General features: G+C 63.3%; 14 protein-coding genes. 7 read left to right on the top strand and 7 right to left on the bottom strand.

Annotation, left to right across the window (positions count from 1 at the left end; genetic code table 11):
• Nucleotides 1-264 precede the first annotated feature (264 nt).
• Nucleotides 265-2,190: an LTA synthase family protein gene (locus CIT26_RS33960; protein WP_095496636.1), complete on the bottom strand. Its 1,926-nt coding sequence runs from the start codon at nt 2,188-2,190 to the stop codon at nt 265-267.
• Nucleotides 2,191-2,458: 268 nt separating this feature from the next.
• On the opposite strand from CIT26_RS33960, the gene fabD reads away from it, so the two are divergent.
• The 7 genes from fabD (at nt 2,459) to gmk (ending at nt 9,034) form a co-directional block, all read left to right on the top strand.
• Entirely contained in the window at nt 2,459-3,412 is a 954-nt protein-coding gene (gene fabD / locus CIT26_RS33955) for an ACP S-malonyltransferase (protein WP_095496635.1), read from the top strand.
• A gap of 56 nt (nt 3,413-3,468) precedes the next feature.
• On the top strand, nt 3,469-4,206 hold the full coding sequence (gene fabG, locus CIT26_RS33950; RefSeq protein WP_095496634.1) for a 3-oxoacyl-[acyl-carrier-protein] reductase: 738 nt from the start codon (nt 3,469-3,471) through the stop codon (nt 4,204-4,206).
• Between the two features lie 189 nt (nt 4,207-4,395).
• Nucleotides 4,396-4,632, top strand: a complete 237-nt coding sequence (locus CIT26_RS33945) for an acyl carrier protein (protein WP_006203723.1) — start codon at nt 4,396-4,398, stop codon at nt 4,630-4,632.
• A 34-nt stretch (nt 4,633-4,666) separates the two neighbouring features.
• Nucleotides 4,667-5,929, top strand: a complete 1,263-nt coding sequence (fabF, locus tag CIT26_RS33940; protein WP_095496633.1) for a beta-ketoacyl-ACP synthase II — start codon at nt 4,667-4,669, stop codon at nt 5,927-5,929.
• A 102-nt stretch (nt 5,930-6,031) separates the two neighbouring features.
• Nucleotides 6,032-7,285 carry an endolytic transglycosylase MltG gene (mltG, locus tag CIT26_RS33935; RefSeq protein WP_095496632.1) on the top strand — a complete coding sequence of 418 codons (1,254 nt, stop codon included), beginning with the start codon at nt 6,032-6,034 and terminating at the stop codon, nt 7,283-7,285.
• A 178-nt stretch (nt 7,286-7,463) separates the two neighbouring features.
• Nucleotides 7,464-8,354, top strand: coding sequence for a YicC/YloC family endoribonuclease (locus tag CIT26_RS33930; RefSeq protein ID WP_095496631.1), 891 nt, complete (start codon nt 7,464-7,466; stop codon nt 8,352-8,354).
• A gap of 5 nt (nt 8,355-8,359) precedes the next feature.
• Complete coding sequence (gmk, locus tag CIT26_RS33925) at nt 8,360-9,034, top strand: guanylate kinase (RefSeq protein ID WP_167391638.1); 675 nt, start codon at nt 8,360-8,362, stop codon at nt 9,032-9,034.
• A 142-nt stretch (nt 9,035-9,176) separates the two neighbouring features.
• Here gmk and rsmA read toward each other — a convergent pair whose 3' ends face one another.
• The 6 genes from rsmA to lptF form a co-directional block, all read right to left on the bottom strand.
• Nucleotides 9,177-10,016 (bottom strand): 16S rRNA (adenine(1518)-N(6)/adenine(1519)-N(6))-dimethyltransferase RsmA, encoded by an 840-nt coding sequence (gene rsmA, locus CIT26_RS33920; protein WP_095496630.1) that lies wholly within the window; start codon nt 10,014-10,016, stop codon nt 9,177-9,179.
• Nucleotides 10,013-11,047, bottom strand: coding sequence for a 4-hydroxythreonine-4-phosphate dehydrogenase PdxA (gene pdxA / locus CIT26_RS33915; RefSeq protein WP_167391648.1), 1,035 nt, complete (start codon nt 11,045-11,047; stop codon nt 10,013-10,015). The genes rsmA and pdxA overlap by 4 nt, the downstream gene beginning before the upstream one ends.
• Nucleotides 11,044-11,976 (bottom strand): peptidylprolyl isomerase, encoded by a 933-nt coding sequence (locus tag CIT26_RS33910; protein WP_165848681.1) that lies wholly within the window; start codon nt 11,974-11,976, stop codon nt 11,044-11,046. Before CIT26_RS33910 ends, pdxA begins: the two co-directional genes overlap by 4 nt.
• A 237-nt stretch (nt 11,977-12,213) precedes the next feature.
• Nucleotides 12,214-14,502, bottom strand: coding sequence for an LPS-assembly protein LptD (locus CIT26_RS33905; RefSeq protein ID WP_425350392.1), 2,289 nt, complete (start codon nt 14,500-14,502; stop codon nt 12,214-12,216).
• Between the two features lie 128 nt (nt 14,503-14,630).
• On the bottom strand, nt 14,631-15,713 hold the full coding sequence (lptG, locus tag CIT26_RS33900; RefSeq protein ID WP_095496627.1) for an LPS export ABC transporter permease LptG: 1,083 nt from the start codon (nt 15,711-15,713) through the stop codon (nt 14,631-14,633).
• A gap of 16 nt (nt 15,714-15,729) precedes the next feature.
• On the bottom strand, nt 15,730-16,932 hold the full coding sequence (gene lptF / locus CIT26_RS33895) for an LPS export ABC transporter permease LptF (RefSeq protein WP_095496626.1): 1,203 nt from the start codon (nt 16,930-16,932) through the stop codon (nt 15,730-15,732).
• Nucleotides 16,933-17,024: the final 92 nt, after the last annotated feature.

Below are 17,024 nucleotides of genomic sequence, written 5' to 3'. Positions count from 1 at the left end.
CCGGCGGCAAAAGCCTCTGCAACTTCTCTGACCCGCCGATCCCTAGGGGCGGGGAAGAAAGGAGCATGACGAGACGGTCGAGAGCGGAGACACGGGAGGCGGAAGCGCTTCTGGCTTCACACGAAGATTTTCGAAAAAACCTCCGGCCCTCCGTTCAGCCCCCAGCAAGGACCGGCAGATTGCGGGCGTCTATACAGGAATTTGGCCGCAAGGCAAGGGCAAGCCGAAAATCCGCCGCCGCAAGGGCGACATGTCGCGGCATCTTCAGCTTGTATGCGGAACGAGCTTCTTCACCGTTTCCGGGAAGAAATCGGGCGCTGCACGGCGCTTGCCGAACATCATGTCGTATTGCAGCAGACGGAAATCGCGAATGGCCGGGTCGATTTTCTTCTTGCGCGCCCAGTCCGGCGTGGCCTCGCCCGCCGGCGTCATCAACAAATTGCGGTCGACGACGCTGTAGCGCTCGCGCATCTGGCCGAGGAAGCCGGTGTAATAGGGGTGGCTGATCCCGGCCGTGGTCAGGACATGGTAGGGCAGAAAGGCTGGACTGACAGTGCCCATGTCCGCGACCGGACCGGTGCGGTTGGACCATACGATCAGCGGTGTTCGGTGATGCAGCAGCATCTGGTCGGGCGGCTCTTTGCGCGGCGCGACGTTATCCTTGAGGAAGCCGGTCTCGACATAGACCGGTCCGAGCGGCGGCAAATGGTCGCCGAAGAAGGCGATGACTGTCGGCCGCTGGCGGTTCTTCGCCCATTCGATAAGGCGCTGGAGGCCCTTATCGGCGTCGGATGCACCCTCTGTGAAGCTCAGCAGCGAATCCTTTGCCCACTGGCTGGTCGGCGCCTGCACCTTATGGGTCGGATTATAGTAGCGATTCGGCTCGTAGGGCCCGTGGTTTTGCAGGCTGACGGCGAAGTAGAAGAACGGATCGTCCGTGGCGTCGGCTTCGCGGATGATCTCGTCGGTCATCGCCGCGTCCGACGCTAGCGGCCCGCGCTTTTCGAGATATGGCATGTTTTCTTCGGACTTGAAGTCATCGAAGCCGAACTCCGCATAGACCGGCGTGCGGTTCCAGAACCAGCTTGTGCCCGGATGGATGGCGCGCGTCTCATAGCCCTGGCTCTTCAGGAACGTCGCCATCGACGGCACCGGCGCGCGGACATATTGCTGATAGGGGATGCTGCCGGCCGGCAGGAAGGCATTGGAAAAGCCCGTCAGCGCCTCGAACTCGACATTGGCCGTCATGCCGCCGAATTCGGGTGAGAACACGTAGCCCGAGCGCAGCGCCCGCACATTGGGAATCGGATCGGGCGTGATGGTGACGCCGGGCAGTTCGGTCGGATCCCAGAAGGATTCGCTCATGACGATGATGATGTCGGGCTTCTCGGCCGGTACCGAAGCCGTCACATCAGGCCTGTCGATCGCCGCGATCGACTTGTCGGAATAACCGGCAGGCGCCGAGACATGGGCCATCGGCACGTTGAGCGCGAAGGCGAGCGCGAAGCCGTTGGAGGCGTAGTTTTCCTTCTGGTCCCACATGATCGGGATGATCTGCAGCCGGTCGCGGGTCCACGAGAAGGTGGCGTAATCCATGATCGAGACGAAGAAGGCGAGCAGCGGCACGGTCAGTGTCAGCCGGGCAAGGCGCCCCTTGCGGCTGAGCGCCGGCACGCGGCGGCGCCACAGCCGCCAGCCATAAACGAGCAGCGACAGGCCGCCGACGATGCCGACCGTCAATGCGAGGGCAGTTCCCGGGCGTTCGCGCACCAGAAGCGGCATCAGCGCCACGATCTGGCGTGAATAGAGGAAATCGGTCGGATAAAGCGGGTCGCCTAGATAGAGCGATTTCTGATGGCCGACAAAGGCCAGCGCCAGCGTCAGCGGCGCGATGATCACCAGGCTCTGGTGACTTCGGCCGAGAACGGCGTCGAGACCGATCAGGATCAGCGCGAAGATGATGATGGTGGTCCAGCCCGGCTTGAAGGGCTGCAGGAAGAAGGTGACGGTTCCGGCAAAGTCGCCGCGCACGATCAGTTCGATCGCAAACACCAGGATGGTGGCGGCGAGAAGGCTGACGAGGCCATAACGGATAACAGGCCATTTCCGGCCCGGCAGATAGCCGGTGGCCGGATCGCCTTCCAGAAACTGTGGCGCGGCTTTGCCAACGCCCTTCCTAGTCCTTGCCACCTTACAATTCCCCCGACCATACACAAAAGCGTCATTGAGCTGTCATCGATATGTCACGAAAAGCTAGCGCCTGTGGCTGAAATAAGAAGAGCCAGCAAACGAATCGTGAGCGATTTTCATCATGAGTGATCGACAAAAAGCCTTTTGGAACAGGTACTCGGCCAGCAATACCGAGCCGGAGTGGCCCGGGTCGGGCCGATGGCGGACTTGACTTGCCCGCCCGCCTTGCGTCACAGGCAGGAAAAAATCAGCCGCTTGGGAGCCACACATGGCCGTTGCATTCACCTTTCCGGGACAGGGCAGCCAAGCTGTCGGCATGGGCAAGGACCTCGCCGACGCCTTTCCGGAATCGCGGAAGATCTTCGAAGAGGTCGACGACGCGCTCGGCGAAAACCTGTCGAAGCTGATCTGGGAAGGGCCGGAAGAGACGCTGACGCTGACCGCCAATGCCCAGCCGGCGCTGATGGCTGTGTCACTTGCCGCGATCCGCGCGTTGGAATCGCGCGGCTTCTCGCTGAAGGACAAGGTCGCCTATGTCGCCGGCCATTCGCTCGGCGAATATTCGGCACTTGCCGCCGCCGGTTTCGTTTCCGTCGCCGATGCCGCCCGGCTCTTGCGTATCCGCGGCAATGCCATGCAGGCGGCAGTGCCGGCCGGCGAGGGCGCCATGGCGGCGATCATCGGGCTGGAACAGGCCGATGTCGAAGCCGCCTGCGCTGAAGCGGCCAAAGGTTCAGCCAAAGATTCAGTTTGCCAGATCGCCAACGACAATGGCGGTGGCCAACTGGTGATCTCCGGTGCCAGCGCGGCAGTCGAACTGGCGGCGAAGCTGTGCACGGAAAAAGGCGCCAAGCGAGCGCTGATGCTGCAGGTCTCGGCACCTTTCCATTCGGCGCTTATGGCACCGGCGGCCGACGCCATGCGCAATGCGCTGGCCGAGGTCACGAAGAACGCGCCGTTGGTGCCCGTAGTCTCTAACGTTTCGGTCACCCCGTCCAGCGATCCGGACTCAATCGCCCGCCGCCTGGTCGAACAGGTGACCGGCCGCGTGCGCTGGCGCGAAACGGTGGAGTGGTTCGGCGCGAATGGCATTGCGACACTTTACGAGGTGGGCGCCGGCAAGGTGCTGTCGGGACTGGCGCGGCGCATCAACCGCGATATCGCCACCGGCGCTGTCGGCACGGCGGCGGATGTCGAGGCGGCGCTGGCGGCGCTCGCATAACCGCCGAGATTTGACCCCACCCGTGTAGGGTGTTCTCTTAGACCAGGAGACAAGACATGTTCGAATTGACCGGCCGCAAGGCGCTCGTCACAGGCGCATCGGGAGGCATCGGCGAGGCTATCGCCAGGGTGCTGCATGCGCAAGGCGCCGTTGTCGGCCTGCACGGCACCCGCGTCGAAAAGCTGGAGACGCTGGCGGCCGAGCTCGGCGAGCGGGTCAAGCTGTTCCCGGCGAACCTTTCCAATCGCGACGAGGTCAAGGCGCTCGGCCAGAAGGTCGAGGCCGATCTTGAAGGCGTCGACATTCTCGTCAACAATGCCGGCATCACCAAGGACGGTCTGTTCGTACGCATGGCGGACGCCGACTGGGATACGGTGCTCGAAGTCAATCTGACCGCCGTGTTCCGGCTGACCCGCGAACTGACCCATCCGATGATGCGGCGCCGGCATGGCCGCATCATCAACATCACGTCGGTGGTTGGCGTCACCGGCAATCCCGGCCAGACCAATTACTGCGCCTCCAAGGCCGGCATGATCGGCTTTTCCAAGTCGCTGGCGCAGGAGATCGCCACCCGCAACATTACCGTCAACTGCGTCGCCCCGGGCTTCATCGAATCGGCGATGACCGACAAGCTCAACGACAAGCAGAAAGAGGCGATCATGGCAGCGATCCCGACACGGCGCATGGGCACCAGCGCCGAAGTCGCTTCCGCCGTCGCCTACCTCGCTTCCAACGAAGCTGCCTATGTCACCGGCCAGACCATTCACGTGAATGGCGGCATGGCGATGATTTGACAGTTGCGGGAAAACACCCCTTTTCGCCTTGGACCCAGGCCGATTTTCGTGTAATGCGGCCCGCAACCCGGCGGTTCGGGCAAAAACCGGTCCGGTGCTGTTGCGTTTCCGGCCGGACCATCTTTCAGCTTGATTAGCGGCATTCTGCCCGCTAACGAAGACAGACAAACAAAAGACGAGGATGCCCAAATGAGTGACACCGCAGAGCGCGTCAAGAAGATCGTTATCGAGCACCTTGGCGTCGATGCCGACAAGGTGACGGAGCAGGCGAGCTTCATCGATGATCTTGGCGCGGACAGTCTCGACACGGTCGAACTCGTCATGGCGTTCGAAGAAGAATTCGGCGTCGAGATCCCGGATGATGCGGCCGAAACCATCCTGACTGTTGGCGATGCGGTGAAGTACATCGATAAGGCTTCTGCCTGACGCTATTTGCAGTCATCACCGAGGAGGACCTGCGATGAGGCGTGTCGTCGTCACGGGCCTTGGGCTGCTTTCGCCCTTCGGCGTAGGCTTCGAGCATGGCTGGAAGGAGCTTCTTACCGGCCGCAGCGCAGCCAAGCGCATCACCGAGTTCGAGGTGGAGGATCTTGCCTGTAAGGTCGCCCACGTGATTCCGCGCGGTAATGGTGAGAACGCCACCTTCAATCCCGAGGCCGTTCTCGAGCCCAAGGAACTGCGCAAGATCGGCGACTTCATCCTCTACGGGCTCGCCGCCGCCGACGAGGCGCTGAAGGATTCGGGGTGGGCACCGAAGACGCATGAGGAGCAGTGCGCCACCGGCGTGCTGATCGGCTCCGGCATCGGCGGCATCGAAGGCATCGCCGAGAACGCGTTGATCCTGAAGGAGCGCGGACCGCGCCGCATCAGCCCGTTCTTCATCCCCGGCCAGATCATCAATCTCGTCTCCGGCCAGGTTTCGATCCGGCATGGGCTGAAAGGCCCCAACCACGCCGTCGTCACCGCTTGCTCCACCGGCGCGCATGCCATCGGCGACGCCGCTCGGCTGATCATGTGGGGCGATGCCGACGTGATGGTCGCGGGCGGCACCGAGGCGCCGGTGACGCGGCTGTCGATCGCCGGTTTCGCAGCCTGCCGTGCGCTGTCCACCGACCGCAACGACGCTCCGGAAACGGCCTCGCGTCCCTATGACCGCGACCGCGACGGCTTCGTCATGGGCGAGGGCGCCGGCGTCGTCGTTCTGGAGGAACTGGAACACGCCAAGGCACGCGGCGCCAAGATCTATGCCGAGGTCACCGGTTACGGCCTGACCGGCGATGCCTATCACATCACCGCGCCGGCCGAAGATGGCGACGGCGCCTTCCGCTGCATGGTTGCGGCGCTCAATCGGGCCAAGCTGACGCCCGCAGACGTCGACTACATCAACGCGCACGGCACCTCGACCATGGCCGACACGATCGAGCTCGGCGCCGTCGAGCGGCTGGTCGGCAATGCCGCGTCGAAAATATCGATGTCGTCGACCAAGTCGTCGATAGGCCATCTCCTGGGTGCGGCGGGCGCCGCCGAGGCGATTTTTTCGATCCTCGCGATTCGCGACAACATCGCGCCGGCCACCATCAATCTCGACAACCCGGATCGCGAAACGGCGATCGACCTGGTGCCGCACAAGCCGCGCGCCCGCCAGATCGACGTGGCGCTGTCCAATTCCTTCGGCTTCGGCGGCACCAACGCCTCGCTGGTCTTTCAGCGCTACAATGGCTGACCGGTCCGCCGGCCGGCACGGTGTATGCGTGCCGTCAATTTTGCCATATTCGCCCCTACTCTGCCCAAGGGGATTCGTTGCAAGACCAAACGGTAGGGCGCCATGAACACGAATGCGGCGGACAACGGGGAATTCGGGCAACGGTCCGCACCGTCGGGTCCGATCGTGCCGAAGACGGCCAGCGAAGCATTGCGGCCTGAAGCCGGCACGCCGCCGCCCAAGCGCTCGCGCGCCTCGCGCAGCCAGTTCGTCGTGTTCATGAACTTCGTCATCTCCTTGGTGATGCTGTTGGTTCTGGCGGCCGGTTTTGCATTGTATTTCGGTAAGCAGGAATTCAACGAGCCCGGCCCGTCGGCCAATGCCGACACCTTCCTGGTCAAGCCGAACACCGGCGTCCAGGAAATTGCAGAGCAGCTCGAGCGGCGCGGACTGATCAGCGACGCGCGCATCTTCCGCCTTGGCGTGCGTGCCTTTGGCAATGATTCGGAACTGAAGGCTGGCGAATACGAGATCAAGCCGCAGGCCTCCATGCGCGACATCATGGAGTTGCTGAAGAGCGGCAAGTCGGTGATGTATTCGCTGACCGTCCCCGAGGGACTGACGGTCGCGCAGGCGCTGCAGCGCATTGCCGATCAGGCAGCGCTCGACGGCGATATGCCGGCGACCATTCCACCCGAGGGCAGCCTTGCCACCGACACGCTGCGTTTCACCCGCGGCGCGACACGCCAGCAGATGGTCGAGAAGCTTTTGGCGGATCAGAAGAAGCTGGTCGAGGATGTCTGGCAGCGGCGCGCCCCCGATCTGCCTCTGGCCAATGTCGACGACTTCGTCATCCTGGCTTCGATCGTCGAGAAGGAGACGGGCAAGGGCGACGAACGCTCACGGGTCGCCGCCGTCTTCCTCAATCGGCTGGCCAAGGGCATGCGGCTGCAGTCCGATCCGACCATTATCTACGGCCTGTTCGGCGGCAAGGGCAAACCCGCCGACCGCCCGATCTACCAGTCGGACATCAAGAAGCCGACGCCCTACAACACCTATCTGATCAATGGCCTGCCGCCGACGCCGATCGCCAATCCCGGCCGTGCGGCGCTGGAGGCGGTAGCCAACCCGTCGAAGACCGACGACCTCTATTTCGTCGCCGACGGCACCGGCGGTCACGTCTTTGCCGCGACGCTCGCCGAGCACAATGAGAACGTCGCCCGCTACCGGGCGCTGCAGAAGAAGCTGGCCGATGAAGCCGCCAAGGCCGGTGCTGACAAGGCCGGTGCTGACAAGGCCGACGCCGCCAAGGTGGAAGGTCAGACCGATGCGCCGGTTGACGGCGGCGATGGCGATGCGGGAGCGGCGGCGCAGTAGCGCCGGACGTTCTGGGATCGTCCCTCCGATTCGTTGACGGCAGCGGACGTGCTGATTTTGTGATGAGGAGCGTCTGCGTCCGATCCGGCGCGAAGAGGCGCTCCGGCATTTTGAAGCCGCGCATGATCTGGCCCGGAACCGCTTCCGGGATCATGCGCCAGGGGGAAGCAAGGGCATCATGAATTTGCAGAGCATGACCGGTTTTGCGCGGGCCGTCGCCGAACATGGCGGCACGTCGATCGCCTGGGAGGTCAAGTCGGTCAACGGCAAGAGCGTCGAGGTCAGGCTGCGGCTGCCGCAGGGCCTCGAGCGACTGGAGCCGGCCGTCAGGCAGACGGTGCAAAAGCGCTTTGCGCGCGGCAATTTCCAGGCAACGCTGACCGTCGGTCGCGCCGCCGGCCAGCAGGCGCAGCCCGTGATCAACGAGGCCTTCCTTAGGGATCTGGCGGGGCTGGCCAAGCGGCTGCAGGAGCAGTTCGGCGCAGCGCCTGCGACAGCCGACGGGCTGCTTTCGCTACGCGGCGTGCTCGACATCCCCGAAACCACCGAAACCGAAGAGGCGCGGGCGGCGCTCGACAGTGCGATTCTCTCGGCGCTCGAAGTGGCGCTGGGCGGGCTGGAGCAGGCACGCCAGGGCGAGGGCGCCGCCCTGCGCACGCTACTGTCCGGCCATATCGACGCTATCGAGGCGCTGACGCTGCGCGCCGAGGCCGATCCGTCGCGCGAGCCGGCGGTGATCCGCGAACGGATTGCCGAGCAGGTTCGGCTGCTGATGGATGCCTCCGCCAATCTCGACGCCAGCCGGTTGCATATGGAAGCGGCGTTCCTGGCCACCAAGGCCGACATCCGCGAGGAGATCGACCGGCTGAAGACGCATGTGGCGTCCGGCCGGGTGCTGCTGGCAGGCGGCGGCGCCATCGGCCGCAAGCTCGATTTTCTGGCGCAGGAATTCAACCGCGAATCGAATACGCTGTGTTCGAAGTCGAATGCCGCTGCGGTCACCGCCATAGGGCTGGAACTGAAGGCGGTCGTCGACCAATTTCGCGAACAGGTCCAGAATCTGGAGTAACCCTGATGGTCGCCAAGGAGCCTATGGTTGCCAGGGATTTGGGTTCCCGCATTCGCCGCCGGGGTTTGATGCTCGTGCTGTCGTCGCCGTCCGGCGCCGGCAAGTCGACGATCGCGCGCAATCTTCTCGAGAGCGATTCCAGTCTCGAACTGTCGGTCTCTGTCACCACGCGGCCACGCCGCGGCAGCGAGATCGAGGGCGTCCACTATCATTTCCGCACCATGCGCGAGTTCGAGCGGCTGCGCGATTCAGACGAACTGCTCGAATGGGCCGAAGTGCATGGCAATTGCTATGCGACGCCGCGTGAACCGGCCGAACTCGCGCTGGTACAGGGCCGCGACATGCTGTTCGACATCGACTGGCAGGGCGCCCAGCAGCTCAAGGAGAAAATGCGCGCCGACATCGTCTCGATTTTCATCCTGCCGCCCTCGATGAAAGAATTGAAGGCGCGGCTGAAGCGCCGCGCCGAGGACCAGGAATCGGTGATCGAGACGCGTCTGAAGAACGCCCGTAACGAGATCGAGCACTGGAAGGAATATGATTTCGTCATCATCAACGATGATCTCGACCGCGCCTTCGCCGAAGTGCGCGGCATTGTCACCGCCGAGCGGCTCAGACGCGATCGCCGGCCCGGCCTGTTCGATTTCGTCTCGGGGCTGCTCGACGAGAAGACGGATTAGGGCGCCTTCCTTCTCCCCGTCAATATACGGGGAGAAGGTGGCCCGTAGGGCCGGATGAGGGGCGGCGCCACACTCTTTGGTGGTTTGCGCTGCCCCTCATCTGCCTGCCGGCATCTTCTCCCCGTAAACGGGGAGAAGAGAGCTACACCGCGTTGGTCAGTCGCACGAACTCCTCGACGCTCAAGGTTTCCGCCCGCCGCGTCGGGTCGATGCCGGCGCGGCTGAGCAGGGCTTCGCCGCCGAGCCTCTTGACACTCTGCCGCAGCATTTTACGGCGCTGGCCGAAGGCCGCTTCGGTGACGCGGCTGAGTTTCTTGACCTCGGTGGGCAGGGGACTTGCCCGCGGCACCAGATGCACCACCGACGACACCACCTTGGGCGGCGGCGTGAACGCTTGCGGCGGCACGTCGAAAGCGATTTTTGCCTCCGTCCGCCAGCCTGCCAGCACGCCAAGCCGGCCATAGGCATCGCTGCCGGGACGGGCGACGATGCGCTCGGCCACCTCGCGCTGGAACATCAGCGTCATCGATGTGTAGAAGGGCGGCCACTCGGCGACGGTCAGCCAGCGTATCAAAAGTTCGGTGCCGATATTGTAGGGCAGGTTGGCGACGATCCTCACAGATCCATTGCCCCCATGCGCCCCTTTGGCAAGCGCTGCAAAATCCGTCTTTAGCGCATCGCCGGCAATGGTCTCGAGCCGGCCCGGATAGTGGTCTGACACCTCCGCGAGCGCTGCCAGGCAGCGCTCGTCGCGCTCGATGGCGATGACCCGACCAGCGCCGTGGGAAAGCAGCGCCCGGGTTAGGCCGCCGGGACCCGGACCGACCTCGATCACCGTGGCGTCCGTCAGATCGCCGGCGGCGCGCGCGATCTTGCCGGTCAGATTGAGATCGAGCAGAAAATTCTGGCCGAGCGCCTTTTTCGCCTGCAGCCCATGGCGTTCGATCACCGCGCGCAACGGCGGCAGCCCGTCGATGCTCATGCGGCGGCAGCCTTCGTCCCGGTGTCGGCAAGCCTGCCGGCGAGCCTTAGCGCCGCGATCAGGCTGTCGGCCCGGGCTATGCCCTTGCCGGCGATATCGAAGGCCGTGCCGTGATCCGGTGAGGTGCGGATGAAGGGTAGGCCGAGCGTGACGTTGACCGCCTCGTCGAAGGCCAGCGCCTTGGCCGGGATCAGCGCCTGGTCGTGATACATGCACAACGCCACATCGTAACCGGCTCGGGCACGGGCATGGAACAGCGTGTCGGCCGGCAGCGGCCCGAAAGCGTCGATGCCCTCCGCCCTCAGCCTGTCGATCGCCGGGCGGATGATGCGCTCGTCCTCGGCGCCCATCGCGCCGCCTTCGCCGGCATGCGGATTGAGGCCGGCAATGGCAAGTCGCGGCTTGGCGATGCCGAAGCGATGTTCGAGGTCGGCGGCGGTGATGCGGGCGGTCGCGACGATTAAGTCCGTGGTCAGCGCTGTCGGCACCTCGCGCAGCGCAATGTGGATGGTGACCGGAACCGTGCGCAACTCGGGACCGGCAATCATCATCACCGGCATCGCTTCTGCGCCGGTGTGGAGCGTCGCCAGATGCGCCAGATATTCGGTGTGGCCGGGGAAACGGAAGCCGGCATCGTAGAGCGGCTTCTTGGCGATCGGGCACGTGACGACTGCTGCTGCGCGGCCGCCAAGGCAGTCGTCAACAGCGCGGTCGATCGCCTCGATGATGCCGGCGGCGTTGACTGGGTCCGGCCGGCCGGGGCCGTCGACGAAGCGGGCGACAAGCGGCACGACGGGCAGGGCGCGTGTAAAGACGTGCGCCGCTTTGGCTGGCACTGTCTCCGTGATTGGCACATCGGCGCCGAGCAGGCGCGCCCGTGCGGCGATCAACGCCGGATCGGCGATAAGATAGAAGGGCGGCACACCGGCGCTGTCGCGCGCCTGCCAGGCGGCAATGGCGATTTCCGGCCCGACGCCGGATGGATCGCCGGCGCTCAGCGCCAGCGGAAGCTCTGCCTCTGGCGACTTCAGCGCTCGACGATGCGGGCTTTCTTCCGCAACTCCTCGACATACTTCTTGGAGATCTCGTCGGCATCCTTGCCGCTCGAGCCTTCGCTCTGGAACACCATCTGGGCGGCCTTGTCGTCGGACACTTCGCGCGACGAGCAGATTCCGATGAACTCGACGCCGCGGTCTGTTTCGCGCGTGGCGGTGGCGCCGCCGACCTTGGTGGCCTTGATCTGGTCGGCCCAGTCCGGCGGCAATTGCGGCGCCAGTATCCGGCCGAGATCGCGAACGGTGACGTCGATCAGGCCCTTGGCAAATTCGCGCGAGGTGTTGCAGCCGTTGAAGCGGGCGCGCATGGCGTCGGCCTCGCGTTTGCGCTTGGCCAGCGTCGCGCTGCGCTCGGCCGCCGGCACAACGAAGATGACCTGCTGCAGCATGTACTCCATGGCGGTCGGCTTGGTGCCGCCATTGTCGAGCATGCGCCTGACCACGTCCTGCTCGCTCATGGCGCCGCCGCTGTCGGAGCGATGGCGCGCGGTCAGCGCCTGGTTCCAGGCCATCTGGGAGCGGATGAATTCCTTGAAATGCTCCTTGCCGACGCCGGACTGCGCCATGACGCCGTCGAGTTGCTTGAGCTGCATCTTGTTAGTCGTGGCAAAGCGCTGATAGGCGGCATCGACCTGGGCGTCGCTGATGCGGATGCCGAGACGCTTGGCTTCGGCGACGCGCAGCGTCTGCTCGATCATCTCCTCGGCGGCGTCGCCTTTCTTGCGCTGCAGGCGCAGGAAGGCAGCCCGATGCTGGATGTCGCCGGTGGTGATCGGTACGTTGTTGACGACGTATTTGATCTGGCTGGCGAAAGCCGGCGGCGTCATCATGGTGATCGAGGCCGAGGTCGCCGCCACCAGCAGCGCGAACCCTGCCGAAAAGAGGTATTTCCTCATCGAAAGCATCCCAATTCTATCTCGGTTCCGGCCCAATTCTATCCCATTTTGTGGGAGCTGGAATCCGTGCCTGCCCTATGCGGCGAAACGATGTCGTCAGAAGCGATGTGCGTCCGCTTGGACGCACAAGATACGTTCTTACACTTTGAATCTACGCATCGTGCTTTCCGAAAATCAATTCCGATTTTCGGGCCGATGCGTTGGCCGGCCGCCCGTTCCGCCCGTCTGTTATTTGCCAGGCGCCTGCTACTGCACAGTGTTGAAGGAGCTTTGTGTCGAGCCGAAATCGCCGAGCGTGCGGAACGACAGGTTGAAACCGATGTTCTGCGACACTTCCTTGGTGCTCAGGTCGCGGGATTCCGAGAATGTCATCAAGTAGGTGAAACATGAATCGCTATAGGCAAAGCCGACCCCGTCCTTGACCAGCACACTTTGCTCCAGATCGTAGGTGCCGGTACCGAAGACACGCCAGTTCTCGGCAAGTTGCGTCGAGGCGCCGAGCGTGACCTCGTGGCGATCGGTCGTGAAGCCATAGAGTGGCTGCGCCTGGATGAAGGCGTATTTGGCGCTGAACGAGATCGGCAGACCGGAATAGGCTGCCTTCACCTCGGCGCGGCGAATCTCGAAGCTCTGCTCGTCGAAGCGGCCGCTGACCGAGCCGGAAAGCCCGCTGGGGCTGTTGAAGCCGACAAGGCCGACATAATCGGAGGTCGCTGTCTCAAGGCCCGAATCTTCGCCGACGTTGACCAGGTCCGGCGCGGCGAAGGAGTTCTGGCCGTCAAGCTGGTAGGATTGGCCGAACAGCGCGTTGGTGCTCCAGCCATTGTCATAGGCGCCGGAATAGCGCAGCCCGACATTGGCGCGCGTGCCGCCTTCCAAGCGGTCGTAACCGGAGAACTTGTCGCGCTCGAACAATGTCGTGGCGTCAAAGACGAAGCTCTGCGCGTCCTCATTGGGGACAGCAAGGCCGCCTACATATTGCTCGTTCGGACGCACGAACACCTGCGCCATCGGCTCGAAGACGTGGCTGGAACTGGTCGACGAGAACAGCACCGGCCAACGCATTTCCAGCCCGGCGGTCGCCATGAACCGGGCGAGCGACGATCGCATATCGTCGTCGACGCCGAGGTTAGACGCCATCTGATTGATGGCATTCAGCGATCCCGAAGAGGCATTGACATAGCCGGCGTCGCCGCGCAGCGCCAGCAGCGGCGTCAGCAGCAGCCCGCCATCGGTGGTGAAGGTGCGCTTCCATTCCGCTTCGGCGGTGAGACGGCCCGACTGGCCCTCGATGCCGCGTACATTGGTCACGGACGCAGCGTTGTTCGGATCGGCAAGGACCCTGTCCAGCCTGTCGCGGCTGATGGCCTGCGCGTTGACATTGAACGACAACTGCCCGCCGCCTACCGCCATGTCAGGAATGTAGGCGTAGTCGAGCGAGGGCAGCACCCAGGGTTGCTTGCCGGCGCGCGCGGTCGGATCGTCAGAGAGCGTCTCTTCCTGGACCTCGAAGCGCATGGCGCGCACGTCGAAATAGTTGCGGCCGTTGAGGCCGGTCAGGTAGATCGAGGAGTGATGCACGCTGTCGTTGAAGTCTTCGATGGCGTAGGTGCGCGAGAAGTTCTTGTCGGTCTGCAGCAGGACATCCCAGCCGAAGTCCCAGCGCGGATTGATGGCGAACTGGCCCTTGGTGCCCATCATGCCGCGGAACTTGTTCGGGTCGCCGGCCGCACCCGAATCGACATTGTGCCCGTCGCTGTCGATGAACTCGTCGGGATCCACTTGCCGGATGCCGGCGATCTTCAGGCTGTACTGGCCGTTGTTGAAGCGCTGGCGCCACTCGGCTTCGCCGAGAAAGCCCTGCTTGGTGTAGCCGCTGCCGGTGACGGTGAGGTCGTAGGTCGGTGAGAGCGCGAAATAATAGGGGACTTTGACGCCAACGCCGAGATCGCTCTTGTAGGCGATGCCTGGAATCAGGAAGCCGCTCTTGCGCTTGACGGTCGGGTCGGCAATCTCGAAAGCCGGCAGATAGGCGAGCGGAAAGCCGAAGAACTCGAAATTCGAATTCTCGAAGCGAACCGTCTTCTTCTCGCCGTTCCAGATGATTTTTCTGGCCTTGATGCGCCAGGTCGGCGCTTTGTCCGGTTGGTCCTCGCACGGCTCACAGGCCGTGTAGACGCCGTTGTGGAACGTCGTCAGCACCCCGCCCATGCGTTCCGCGCTTTCGGCGGCAAAATACGCCTTGTCGACGGTTTCGACACGCAGCGCGTTGACGAAGCCGTCGGCGAAATCGTCGGTGATGTCGACGTGCTGCGAATAGATCTTGGTGCCGTCGCTGTTGATCACCTCGACATTGCCGCTGGCGACGAGGCGCTTGGTGTTGCGATTATATTCGACCCGCTGCGCGACGAGGCGGTTGCCGCCATAATCGATCTGGACGCCGCCGACGGCCGTCACTGTCTGGTTATCGTTGTCATAGACCAGCGTATCTGCCGCCAGCAGCATTTGCGAGCCGGCAGGAACGTCGGCTGCCATGTCGCTGATATCCTGGGCAGAAGCCGGGATATTCGGGACCACGCAAGCGAGCAGGCATGCCAAGGCGCTCGCCCCATAGAGGCGCGCCAAACCGGCCTGCCTATGGATGCGCAAAACCGCCCCCCTCACTAGCCGTCTTCCTTGTACAGCAAGAAAGTCACCCCGAAGAACATAGCCACGACAACCGGAACCCATGCAGCCACGACTGTGGGTACGAATCCCGCCACGCCGAATGCCTTGACCAGCACTGTGACGACATAAAGCAGAAACCCGGCCAGGACGCCACCCAGAATCATCGTCGCGGATTGGCCCATCCTCGCAAATCGCATCGACACCGTTGCGGCGATCAGCGTCATGGCGACGAGGAGGAACGGCAGCGCCACCAGCGAATCGAACTGCATGGCGAAGGCATTTGCCTTGAGGCCGAAGGAGCGGGCAACCTCGACCTTGCCGGGCAGATCGTAGAAAGGGATGGTTTCCGGGCGCGCCAGCCTTTCTTGCACGAATTCGGGCTTGAGGTTGGTCGGCACCCGGTCGCTTGCCACCGATTGAATGTTGCCGTCTCGGAAAACCTTGACGTCCTGCAGTTCCCAGTAGCCGTCCCGCAAAAACGCGTGCGCCGCGTCCTTGCGTTCGACGATGTCGCCTTGCGGGTTGAGGACGAAGAAGACGGCGTCGGCCATCTCCAGGCCCTGATTGAGAATGGCGCGCGCGCCGATGATGGTATCGCCGGAACTGGTTTTCTGCCGGATCCAGGGCTCGGCGTCAGCCGAGACGGTGTTCGACTTGCCGGAGCGGAGCTGGGTTTCAATTTTTTCGGACCAGGAAAACGCATGCGCGGCGATCGGATTGATGACGCCGACCGACAACGCGCCGAACAGCAGCGCCCCGATGCAGCACGGTAGCAGGAATTGCCATGCGGACACGCCGGCGGAACGCGCGATCACCAGTTCATATCTGCGATTGAGCGAGACCAGCGTCGCCATCGCCGAGAACAGGCCGACGAACGGAACCGTCTGCAGCATGATCATCGGCATTCGCAACCCTGAAATGGCGAACGCTGTGCCGTAGGTGAAACCCGGCAAGCCGGTCGTGCGGCCGGAAAGTTCGGTGAAGTCGATCAGGAACACAAGCGCCAGGAGGCCGATGAAGAACCAGATGGTAATCGTCACGTAGCGGAAGAAGAAGTATCTGCCCAGAGTCCAGCCCATTAGCGTGTCCAGCCCATTAGCCGGCCCCTTGGCCAGAAGCCCCGCGCCTGGCGAAGCGGAGCTTCAGGGCGCCCCAGCCGTCACTGATGCGGCCGGCGAAATTCGTCATCCAGTCGGCCCAGGCGACCGGCAGCTCCATGGTTCGGTTGGAGACGATGAACCATGTCGCGACTGCGGACGCCACGATAGGAACGCCGTAAACCATATAGGTGTATTGCGGAACGTTGTCGGCTTTGCCGGCGGCAAAGAAACCAAGCCAGCGTACGAAAAGCGCAATCGCGATGGCCGTGATCAGCGGATGAATACGCGCCTCGCGATGGGAGCGTGCGTCTCCCGCCACCGCAAGCGCGATCAGCGCGAAAACGAGTGAATAGGACCATTCGGAAAAACGCTGGTTGAGCTCGGCCAGGTACTTGTTCGGCCTTTTCTGGAACATCTTGTCGTTCGGACTGGGATTGAGCAGGTACTGGGTCGTCCGGTCCTTCGGCAAAAGCAATACGTCCGATGAGGCCGACATGAAGGCGGACAGGTCGAAGGCATAGGAGGTGAACCGGATGACCGAAAGATCGCCGGCCAGCGTTTCGCGATGGATAACGCCGTCGTTCATCATCAGCACCCTCTCGTCGCCGCTATCGATGATGGCGCCGCTCTTGGCGTAGTAGATCAGGTTGATGCCCTCTTCGCGTGAATCGGCGACGAAGATGCCGCCAAGGCGGTTGTCCGGAAGCCGCTCGCCAATCTGCAGGAACAGGCCGTCGTCGATCTTGCGGAAGGTGCCTTCCTGGATGATCAGTGACAGAAGATCGGCACGCGAAGACGCCACCAGTTCGCGGTTTTTCTGTCGTGCATAGGGGTCGACGCCGTTGTCGACGGCGAACGAAAAGATGCTGGCCGCCAGCGCCAGGAGTATGATCGGCCTGACGATGGTCCAGCGCGAAGCGCCCGCGGCGTTCAAGACGGCAAGCTCAGAATCGGAATTCATCGCGCTCAGTGTCTGGGCGACCGCGACCACCAGGGCGAAAGGCACGACGATCGGGACGATCGACGGAATGATCAGCGCAGCGACCTCGAAGAAGGTCAGCGCCGACTGCCCGCTGTCGGTGACAAGGTCGATGCGGGCGAGCACCTGCGTCGTCCACACGATCGCCAGCGTCCAGATGAGCGCTGCCAGGAAGACCGCCAACGCACGACGCATGATGTAGCGTTCAACGACCTTCATGAAGGCTTTTCTCGATTTTGCCGAACGGCATCATGCCTCCAGACAAGGTAGTCGCCCGGCGACGACTGTACAACCGGTCCGTTGGCGGTTCG

Source organism: Mesorhizobium temperatum (assembly GCF_002284575.1).
In the GTDB taxonomy this organism is placed as follows: domain Bacteria; phylum Pseudomonadota; class Alphaproteobacteria; order Rhizobiales; family Rhizobiaceae; genus Mesorhizobium; species Mesorhizobium temperatum.
The sequence above is the reverse complement of the archived record's forward strand: the minus strand, read 5'-3'. Positions and strand labels throughout refer to the sequence as shown.

What these genes read in the sequence shown, in the direction of transcription:
- CIT26_RS33905 (WP_425350392.1), bottom strand. Translation starts at nt 14,502, where the DNA reads ATGGCAGCCGACGTTCCTGCCGGCTCGCAAATGCTGCTGGCGGCAGAT.
- fabF (WP_095496633.1), top strand. Translation starts at nt 4,667, where the DNA reads ATGAGGCGTGTCGTCGTCACGGGCCTTGGGCTGCTTTCGCCCTTCGGC.
- lptF (WP_095496626.1), bottom strand. Translation starts at nt 16,932, where the DNA reads ATGAAGGTCGTTGAACGCTACATCATGCGTCGTGCGTTGGCGGTCTTC.
- fabD (WP_095496635.1), top strand. Translation starts at nt 2,459, where the DNA reads ATGGCCGTTGCATTCACCTTTCCGGGACAGGGCAGCCAAGCTGTCGGC.
- rsmA (WP_095496630.1), bottom strand. Translation starts at nt 10,016, where the DNA reads ATGAGCATCGACGGGCTGCCGCCGTTGCGCGCGGTGATCGAACGCCAT.
- lptG (WP_095496627.1), bottom strand. Translation starts at nt 15,713, where the DNA reads ATGGGCTGGACTCTGGGCAGATACTTCTTCTTCCGCTACGTGACGATT.
- CIT26_RS33930 (WP_095496631.1), top strand. Translation starts at nt 7,464, where the DNA reads ATGAATTTGCAGAGCATGACCGGTTTTGCGCGGGCCGTCGCCGAACAT.
- CIT26_RS33910 (WP_165848681.1), bottom strand. Translation starts at nt 11,976, where the DNA reads ATGCTTTCGATGAGGAAATACCTCTTTTCGGCAGGGTTCGCGCTGCTG.
- mltG (WP_095496632.1), top strand. Translation starts at nt 6,032, where the DNA reads ATGAACACGAATGCGGCGGACAACGGGGAATTCGGGCAACGGTCCGCA.
- CIT26_RS33945 (WP_006203723.1), top strand. Translation starts at nt 4,396, where the DNA reads ATGAGTGACACCGCAGAGCGCGTCAAGAAGATCGTTATCGAGCACCTT.
- fabG (WP_095496634.1), top strand. Translation starts at nt 3,469, where the DNA reads ATGTTCGAATTGACCGGCCGCAAGGCGCTCGTCACAGGCGCATCGGGA.
- gmk (WP_167391638.1), top strand. Translation starts at nt 8,360, where the DNA reads ATGGTCGCCAAGGAGCCTATGGTTGCCAGGGATTTGGGTTCCCGCATT.